This is a genomic window from Methanocalculus sp. (assembly GCF_029762515.1).
Classification (GTDB): domain Archaea; phylum Halobacteriota; class Methanomicrobia; order Methanomicrobiales; family Methanocorpusculaceae; genus Methanocalculus.
This window is the reverse complement of the sequence record NZ_JARVGN010000062.1, coordinates 1-7,724: the sequence shown is the minus strand read 5'-3', so window position 1 is coordinate 7,724 and position 7,724 is coordinate 1. Positions and strand designations below refer to the sequence as shown.

Here is a 7,724-nt window from a genome sequence, read left to right as displayed (position 1 = left end):
GGATGCAACAGCATCCTTGCTCTCACTCGTAAACGGGACATTCGTTGAGGCTATATGCACGAGGATCAGGATCGGCCCGATCGGAAGTCCGGACTGTGCGATCCCATAACTTTTCCAGTTCACTGCTGCAACCGACTGGGTGATCGCACAGGCTCCCTGCTGGTAGAGGAGCGGCACCCGGTTGGCAAACCGCAGTATCCGGGCTGAGCCTTCAGCCTCAAGACGGCCGCCATACCCGATTGCTGCCTCAACCACAAACGAGTGGCCCGAGAAGACACCCGGCGCCCGGCTCCGTGACTTCACAAAATCGAGTGAAAACTCCTTCTCAAGCCCTGAAAGAATCAGATCCTCCCCGATCGGGGAGAGGCAGGTGGATGCCGGGGGCGCCGGGATCTTGACCTCCTGCATTGCTGTGAGGAGTTTCTTCAGATTCCCCGGCTCCAGCTTCGAGACAGCCGCAGATCCGTTCAATCCGGCATGAGACAAAATCTCTGTTGCCGTCTTCTTTCCGACACGGGAGAACTCCTCCTGAAGAAAGAGATCCACCGTCATCTCACTGGCAGCAGCCATCCGCTTCAGGATTCCAAACTCGATCCCATAGGGGTGTGGCTTGATCGACTGCGGGCAGGGGGGCGCCTCCCCGGAGACCCGTTCAAAGGTGGAACTCTCCCCATCGATCTCGACCCGGAATCGGGCATGGGGATTGACGATCGAGGTATACTTCAGGTACTCAAGCAGCCGCTTCTTTGCCGAGATCGAACTTTCAAACTCAAGCTCAATCCTGGTGCCATGCGGAAGTGACCAGTCGATCTCCTCGTGGGAGAGCACATCCGGCTCATTTGTCTGGGTTTTAATCATCAGGGTGAACCGATGAGCTTTTGTCTTCGCACTGGTGCGTGATATCACCGTTGCGGGGATGCCGCTTGTCAGCTGCGCATACAGAACCGCAGCCGAGATCCCGATCCCCTGCTGCCCCCGGCTCTGCCTTACCTGGTGAAACCGTGATCCATACAATAACTTCCCAAAGACAAACGGCACCTGCTCGGGCATAATGCCGGGGCCGTTATCCTCAACAGCAATAGTAAACGTTCCTGAAGGTGTCTTCTTAATGATTACAAGGATATCGGGGAGGACTGCTGCCTCCTCGCAGGCGTCGAGTGCGTTGTCGATTGCTTCCTTCAGCGTGGTAATAATTCCCCTGATAGGGGAGTCGAACCCGAGGAGATGCTTGTTCTTCTCAAAGAACTCCGCAACGCTGATGCTCTTCTGTTGCTTGGCGAGCTCCTCAGCGAGTACCACTGCCAACCACCCCGGCAACAGCCTCCTCAAGAGATATGGTCTGCTGGCTGCCGGTTGCGAGATCCCGCAGTGTCACCATACCTGCCTCAGCCTCGCGGCCGCCGATCACAACCACGTAATCAGCATGTTTTGCCGCCTGTGAGAGCTGTGCAGAGAGGCTCTTTCCCATGAGATCAGCAATCGTCCGGATGCCGGCCTGCCGGAAGGCAGCAGCCACCGTGATCCCGAAGATCCGCCCCTCGGGGGTTGTAGCAACTGCAACCGTTGTCGGCCTCTTCACCTCCTGCTCCCCAAGAGAGACCATAACGCGGTCAAACCCGATCGCAAACCCAACAGAGGGTGTCTCCTCGCCTCCGAAGAGGTGGGCAAGGCGGTATGCTCCCCCGCCCATGATCTGGTTCTCTGCACCGAGATTCTCTGCAAATGCCTCGAAGACACAACCCGTATAGTAGTCGAGGCCGCGGGCGATCCCGAAGTTCTGAACATACTGCACCTCATGTGCATCCAGTATAGCGAAGGTTTCGCGAATCCGTGTCTCTTCAGGGATGCTGCCTGTGATCGCAAATGCATCATCCAGTGTCTTCGACTCGATGAGCGCTGTTAAGGATCCAGCCAGATCTCCTCCCAGCCCCAGTTCTTCAAGTGCCCCGTAATCCCGCTTGTCAAGGCAGGCACGGACCTTCTTCTGTAGATCCGGCTCAAGATCGGCAAGCAGGCTCCGCATCATCGCAAGGTCGCCGATCCGCAGCTCAAACGAGACTCCGGTGGCTTTCAATAGGTTATAGCCGACTGCCATTACTTCGGCATCGGCCATCGCAGAATCTGCGCCGACAAGCTCTATGCCAAACTGCCAGAACTGCCTATAACGCCCTTTCTGCGGCCGTTCATACCGGAAACAGTCTCCAAAATAGTACCAGCGGACCGGCTTGTTCAGCACCTTAGCCTCATTCACATACATCCTGAGGACCGGAGCTGTCAGTTCTGGACGAAGTGCAATGTCGCGGCCGCCTTTATCCTGGAATGCATACATCTCTTCGATGATACCTTCACCGGAACGGAGGGTGAAAAGTTCGAGATTCTCAAACTCTGGAGTGGAAACCTCACGATACCCCCAGCGGGAGACGGCTTCCCGCATTGTCTCTTCGACTCTCCTTCGTGCTTCCAGCTCATCAGGGAAGAAATCCCGTGTCCCTCGTGGTTTCTGGATCATGATATAACACCTACTTATTGTCTCTTCTTTGTCTTCACTGCGCCGAAGAACCGCTCCAGGTTCCCTTCGCTGGTCCATACCTTCTCCCGTTCATCTCTTCCCTGGAGATAGAGTGCAGCGAGCATAAGACCGATACCAAGAAACGACTGGCCGAAGAAGGCAAACGCAATCCCAACAGAGGCAAGAGCCATCCAGATCACGCCCCGCAGTGCTGCCCTCCGATAGAGTGGCTGTCCGGTTCTCCCATAGATCCGGAGATCACGCATCCAGAGAAATATCACAACTGCGGCTCCAAAACAGGTGACAAGAAAGAGGATATCCATACAATGAACTTATTATGCGCCTCGTCCCTTGATAATAGTGACCATGCCATTGAATGCACGTATCCTGAATCTCATGGAAGAGGTGAGATCCGGCAGATGCTCCCCAGAAGAAGCCGCCGATCAGATCAGCGGGCTCCGCCTGGAGGAGATTGCAGGTGTCGCCAGGATCGATCTCGGACGTTCGATCCGTTGCGGGATCCCGGAGGTGGTGCTGGCTGAGGGGAAGGATACTTCTCACCTGGTCGAGATCATGAGACGGTACGTGGAGGCATCCGGCCGGTGTGTTGCGAGCAGGGCTACACCCGATCAGGCTGACGCTATCAAAAAAGCCGCACCCGATCTCATCTGTGAGTACTATCGTGATGCACGGATCGTCATCCTCTCGAACGGAACAGAAAAACCAGTCAACAGCGGCACAGTCGGGATCATCACCGCAGGGACTTCGGACATCAGGGTGGCGGAAGAGGCGCGGATTATCGCAGAAGAGATGGGTTGCAGAACCCTCACGGCATATGATGTCGGTGCTGCCGGGATTCACCGCCTCTTCCCGGCACTCCAAACCCTCCTTGACGCAGACGCATATGTCGTCTGTGCAGGCAGGGAAGGCACACTCCCCGCAGTTGTCGCAGGGCTTGTTGGCAGGCCGGTGATCGGGGTGCCGGTATCGGTCGGGTACGGGTACATGGGCAAAGGCGAGGCGGCACTAGCCAGCATGCTCCAGTCCTGTGCTGTGCTTACTGTTGTGAACATCGATGCAGGCTTCACCGCAGGTGCATTTGCCGCACAGATCGCCTCAGGGGTGCAGAGAGAATGAAACGAGGTTTTTATATCGGGCGCTTCCAGCCATACCATAACGGCCACCAGGCGGTGCTGGAAGGGATCGCAGAGGAGGTTGACGAGATCATCATCGGTGTGGGGAGCGCCCAGCTTTCCCATGATGTACAGAACCCCTTCACCGCCGGAGAGCGGGTACTGATGATCACCCGCGCGCTCGAGGGAATCGGATGTCCGTTCTATGTAATACCTATCGAGGATCTCCGGAGAAACGCCCTCTGGGTGGCTCATGTCACCTCGATGACTCCCCCGTTTGATATCTGCTATACCTCGAACCCGCTTGTGATCCAGCTCTTTAAAGAAGCATCAATCACGATCAAATCCCCTCCGATGTACCTCAGGGAGACCCTCTCCGGAACGGCGATCCGGCAGAAGATGCTCAATGGAGAAGACTGGGAAGAGTATGTGCCGCGAGCGGTTGTAGGAGTGATCCGGGAGATCGATGGCGTCTCCCGTCTCAGGACGATCTCAGAAACCGATTGAATATCAATACGAAGCACAAACAATGGTATCAATGGCACAGAAAAAACCGACACCTCCATTCGCTGAGATGATCAACCAGTACTGGTACCTTACCCCCGGTATTGCGATCTTTGGAGTTCTTCTCTCCGCACTTGGCATCACTCTGCCCCTTCCCTTCCTTGCAGCACCGGGTATCTGGGGATGTATCATCGCATCCTTCCTCCTGCTTGGGATGGCATTTGCCGATCCGAGGCGCGATCTCGTCTCGATGTTCACTCCGTTGTATGCAGTCATCTTCTTCATCCTGCCAAGCGACATCCCACAGGAACTCCCGCTGATGGTGCTCTTTACCGTGACGATCATCATCCTGACGGCGAGGCTCCAGTGGCGGATAAGGAAGGGATAGACAGAAAAAAGGCTCTTATCTCATCCATGTGCGTTTTAAACAGGGTTCGATGCAACATTTTATGAAGAGGCTTGAATCATACACGAGGAATTGTACGCCGGGAGAAGGAACCACAGCGATTCCCACCGCCCCGTCCCGTCCGCAGGTGCTTCGCAGGGAGGTTGTACTGGGTGACCGCAGATGCAACGTGGGAGGGGCGGGAATGCTCCTTTAGTTTGCCAGAGCAAATAAACCCCGATTCGACGAATCGCCTTTCAGGTTGCTCTGATGAGCAAGGTTTTATCACCCCTGTCATCCTTCCCCCTCGCTGACCCACCTCCCGATACCCGCGCCGCACCTGCTTCAAATCACCCACATGAAATAGCGAGCAGGCTTCTTATCTCTCAATATGAGAATTTCCTAGCCGGAAGAACTGAGATCCTTTTTCCGGCTACGTGAATATCCTCTTCCTGGTCCAGCGTCAGAATATATCCGCAATCAAGCTCAAAAAACTCCATCGCTTCTACCAGTCCTTCGATCTCCCGCCTTTTATTCTGGGTGGTCAGGCAATAGCAGACCTGCATTGCCTTTGTGATCTTTGTCTTCTCTTTAACGAGAAAATCGCATTCACCCTTTTCACGGAAATAGAAGAGTTCCCGATACCGCTTCCTGAGCTCAAGGAAGACATGGTTCTCGAGGAACCTGCCCGAATCGTCTGAGAACTGTATTGAATTTGCACGAATAAGCCCGTTATCTATGGCATATACCTTCTTTGGGTTGATCTGCCTGCTTTTCTGGGAATAAGAAAACCGTGGCAGGGTGAAGATGATGTATGCATCTTCAAGCAGCTCCACATATGATGCGATGGTGGTAACCGATCCAATTGCAGAAAAAATCTTCTGTAATTTTGAGAGCGTGAACTCCCTGGCACTATTTCCCAAAAGATAGACTGCAATTTCTGTTACTATTCCTGGGTTTTTTACGGGGTTCCTGAAGATGATATCCCGCGCAATGATATCCAGCAGAAGATTCTGGAGGACTTCATCCATTCCTGTTCTCAGGAACTCCGGAAAACCGCCGGAAGCAAGATAATCCTGAAACGATACTTTCGAGTCATCACGTTCCATGTAATCCAGGTATTCATGATAGGAGAATGGAAAGAGCTCGATCCGGAGATTTCTTCCTGTCAGCTTTGTCCCGAGCTCCCGGCTCAGGAGCGATGCATTCGATCCGGTGATCACCACCCTTTTCTCATTCTCCAGAAGATATCTGACATATGATTCCCAGCCTGTGATGTTCTGAATCTCGTCAAAATAATAGAGATCAGCCTCATGAAACTCCTCGGAAAAGGCTTCCTCCAGCATCTCAATATCTTTGAGTTCAAACTCAGCAAGCCTGGGATCCTCAAAATTCAGGTAGTAAAACTCCTCCTCCCTCTTCATCGACTGGACAAGAAGCGTGCTTTTTCCGCACCGCCTGATTCCGGAGATAATAATGGCAAAATTCTGAAGGGGCTTCACTCGTACAAGATCCTGCCGGATAACGCCGGACTTGCGCCTCCCCATTGCCTCTCTCTGGGATCGTAAGATCTTTCTGAGCTCGCTCTTCAGGATCATGATATACGATACTACTCATGTAAAATGATAAATCTATCCATTTCAAATGGACACTATTGTTCAATCCAAATGGAAAGAATTGATCATTTGAACTGGACAATCCCCCAACCTCTAATCATCAGGATAAAGAGCAGGCTCTCTCATTGAAAAAAAGACTGTATAATGCCCTTTCTCTAAAACGAGTCAAGCGAGACTGAGCCGAACTCTTCTGCAAGCTGCCTGACATTGGTAACGCCAAATGCCGTCTGGACAACTTCGAGTTCGAGGGTTACGGCGGCATCCACCATGTAATCCAGAATATCGATCGAGAGTTCCTTCTTCTCCCGTGACTTTCTCATCTGGTCTAAAAGAAATGTGACTTTGGCGGGATCTTCACTTTTCAGCTTCGCAAGTGTCACCACGCACATGGAGATCCTGGTGAGGTTCCTGTCAGTACCGGTGATCGTATCGAAGAAATTCTTCAGCACCTGTGCCTGATACACCTCGCCAGCCATACGTAATAACTCCTTCTCATCCAGCTAATATAAGGCTTTCGCAGGATTGCGCCCCCCCTCGCTTTATTTTGACGCTTCACCTGCAGAAAAACCCTCCACTTACCTCACTTTGCCGTACTGACTATCCGGATAATGTCCCCGCTTTTCAGTTCGGTGGTATCCTTGATCCGCATCTTTGTCCGTGCATCAATCGCATGCAGGAACCCCTTCCCGATATCGGTATGCACACGGAATGCGAGATCACGGGGATTTGATCCCTTCTTCATCAGGAAGGCATCTGGAAGCACCCGCCCCTTTGCATCGGTGAAATGGGTCTCGTCCTCAACCGGATAGACGACGATCATCTCCAGTATCGAGAAGACGGCATGGTTGACTGCCTGCTGAACACCGGTTCCATTCAACCGCCTCATCTGATCCCGGAGCATCGAAAGCCCCTTCTTCTGCTGTGGCGTCATCCCGGCAGACTCACTCTCAGTAAAATCGGAATCTCCCGGAAGATACCGGATCAAGCCTGCTGTGGCGGCATTTCTCAGCGCAAGCTCACCTGCCGCAGTCGCCCGGATCATCTCAGCAGGTAACGGTTTCAGCATCTCGTCAGTTGCCATATCGGCTTTGTTCAGGAGCACCACCATCGGCTTGTTGATCGAAACGAGTGCATCAGAGAACCGGCAGAGGGCATCCGCATCTGCCTTGAAGAGATCCACATCGGTTGCGTCAATTGCGGTCCTGATATCCTCTGCCGATATCGAAAGGCCGGCAAGTGCCTCGGCAAGAAGCTCGACCAGTGCCGGCTCCTTCCCCTGCGAGGCCCGGGCGAGGCGCGGAAGATGCTTCTCAATGATCCCGGAGACCCACATCGCCATCTCATACCGCAGGAACCGGACATCCTCCATCGGATCATGTGATCCGGGGTCGACCGGATTTCCTTCAGCATCGGTACTTCCGCTGGCATCAACCACCTGGATGATTGCATCGGCAGATCGGAGGTGATCAAGGAACTGGTTTCCAAGCCCTTTTCCAAGATGTGCATCCGGGACAAGGCCTGCAACATCAACAAGCCCCACCCCGATGAACCGGACTCCATCAGTACAATGGCCGCAT

9 protein-coding genes are annotated in these 7,724 nt (G+C 53.5%); 3 read left to right on the top strand and 6 right to left on the bottom strand.

The features are described 5' to 3' along the window. The 3 genes from QCH34_RS03420 to QCH34_RS03410 all read right to left on the bottom strand — a co-directional run. Nucleotides 1-1,299, bottom strand: a 1,299-nt coding sequence (locus QCH34_RS03420) for a DNA topoisomerase VI subunit B (protein ID WP_300330120.1), incomplete at its 3' end; no start/stop codon positions are given. Next, nucleotides 1,286-2,509, bottom strand: a complete 1,224-nt coding sequence (gene hisS / locus QCH34_RS03415; protein WP_300330117.1) for a histidine--tRNA ligase — start codon at nucleotides 2,507-2,509, stop codon at nucleotides 1,286-1,288. The genes hisS and QCH34_RS03420, both read right to left, overlap by 14 nt. Nucleotides 2,510-2,523: 14 nt before the next feature. Then, nucleotides 2,524-2,832, bottom strand: a complete 309-nt coding sequence (locus QCH34_RS03410) for an ABC transporter permease (protein WP_300330114.1) — start codon at nucleotides 2,830-2,832, stop codon at nucleotides 2,524-2,526. 43 nt (nucleotides 2,833-2,875) lie between these two features. On the opposite strand from QCH34_RS03410, the gene larB reads away from it, so the two are divergent. The 3 genes from larB to QCH34_RS03395 are packed head-to-tail and all read left to right on the top strand — an operon-like array spanning nucleotide 2,876 to nucleotide 4,534. Next, complete coding sequence (larB, locus tag QCH34_RS03405; protein WP_300330111.1) at nucleotides 2,876-3,646, top strand: nickel pincer cofactor biosynthesis protein LarB; 771 nt, start codon at nucleotides 2,876-2,878, stop codon at nucleotides 3,644-3,646. After that, complete coding sequence (locus QCH34_RS03400) at nucleotides 3,643-4,149, top strand: nicotinamide-nucleotide adenylyltransferase (protein WP_300330108.1); 507 nt, start codon at nucleotides 3,643-3,645, stop codon at nucleotides 4,147-4,149. Before larB ends, QCH34_RS03400 begins: the two co-directional genes overlap by 4 nt. Before the next feature lie 31 nt (nucleotides 4,150-4,180). Beyond that, nucleotides 4,181-4,534: a hypothetical protein gene (locus tag QCH34_RS03395; protein ID WP_300330105.1), complete on the top strand. Its 354-nt coding sequence runs from the start codon at nucleotides 4,181-4,183 to the stop codon at nucleotides 4,532-4,534. A gap of 383 nt (nucleotides 4,535-4,917) precedes the next feature. On the opposite strand, the gene QCH34_RS03390 is transcribed toward QCH34_RS03395, so the two are convergent. From QCH34_RS03390 to ychF, 3 genes are all read right to left on the bottom strand, one after another. Beyond that, complete coding sequence (locus tag QCH34_RS03390) at nucleotides 4,918-6,129, bottom strand: ATP-binding protein (protein ID WP_300330101.1); 1,212 nt, start codon at nucleotides 6,127-6,129, stop codon at nucleotides 4,918-4,920. A 173-nt stretch (nucleotides 6,130-6,302) separates the two neighbouring features. Beyond that, entirely contained in the window at nucleotides 6,303-6,623 is a 321-nt protein-coding gene (locus tag QCH34_RS03385) for a hypothetical protein (protein ID WP_300330098.1), read from the bottom strand. Nucleotides 6,624-6,727: 104 nt separating this feature from the next. Beyond that, nucleotides 6,728-7,724 (bottom strand): YchF-related putative GTPase (ychF, locus tag QCH34_RS03380; RefSeq protein WP_300330095.1); only part of this gene is annotated, 997 nt, incomplete at its 5' end.

What these genes read in the sequence shown, in the direction of transcription:
- hisS (WP_300330117.1), bottom strand. Translation starts at nt 2,509, where the DNA reads ATGATCCAGAAACCACGAGGGACACGGGATTTCTTCCCTGATGAGCTG.
- QCH34_RS03410 (WP_300330114.1), bottom strand. Translation starts at nt 2,832, where the DNA reads ATGGATATCCTCTTTCTTGTCACCTGTTTTGGAGCCGCAGTTGTGATA.
- larB (WP_300330111.1), top strand. Translation starts at nt 2,876, where the DNA reads ATGCCATTGAATGCACGTATCCTGAATCTCATGGAAGAGGTGAGATCC.
- QCH34_RS03400 (WP_300330108.1), top strand. Translation starts at nt 3,643, where the DNA reads ATGAAACGAGGTTTTTATATCGGGCGCTTCCAGCCATACCATAACGGC.
- QCH34_RS03395 (WP_300330105.1), top strand. Translation starts at nt 4,181, where the DNA reads ATGGCACAGAAAAAACCGACACCTCCATTCGCTGAGATGATCAACCAG.
- QCH34_RS03390 (WP_300330101.1), bottom strand. Translation starts at nt 6,129, where the DNA reads ATGATCCTGAAGAGCGAGCTCAGAAAGATCTTACGATCCCAGAGAGAG.
- QCH34_RS03385 (WP_300330098.1), bottom strand. Translation starts at nt 6,623, where the DNA reads ATGGCTGGCGAGGTGTATCAGGCACAGGTGCTGAAGAATTTCTTCGAT.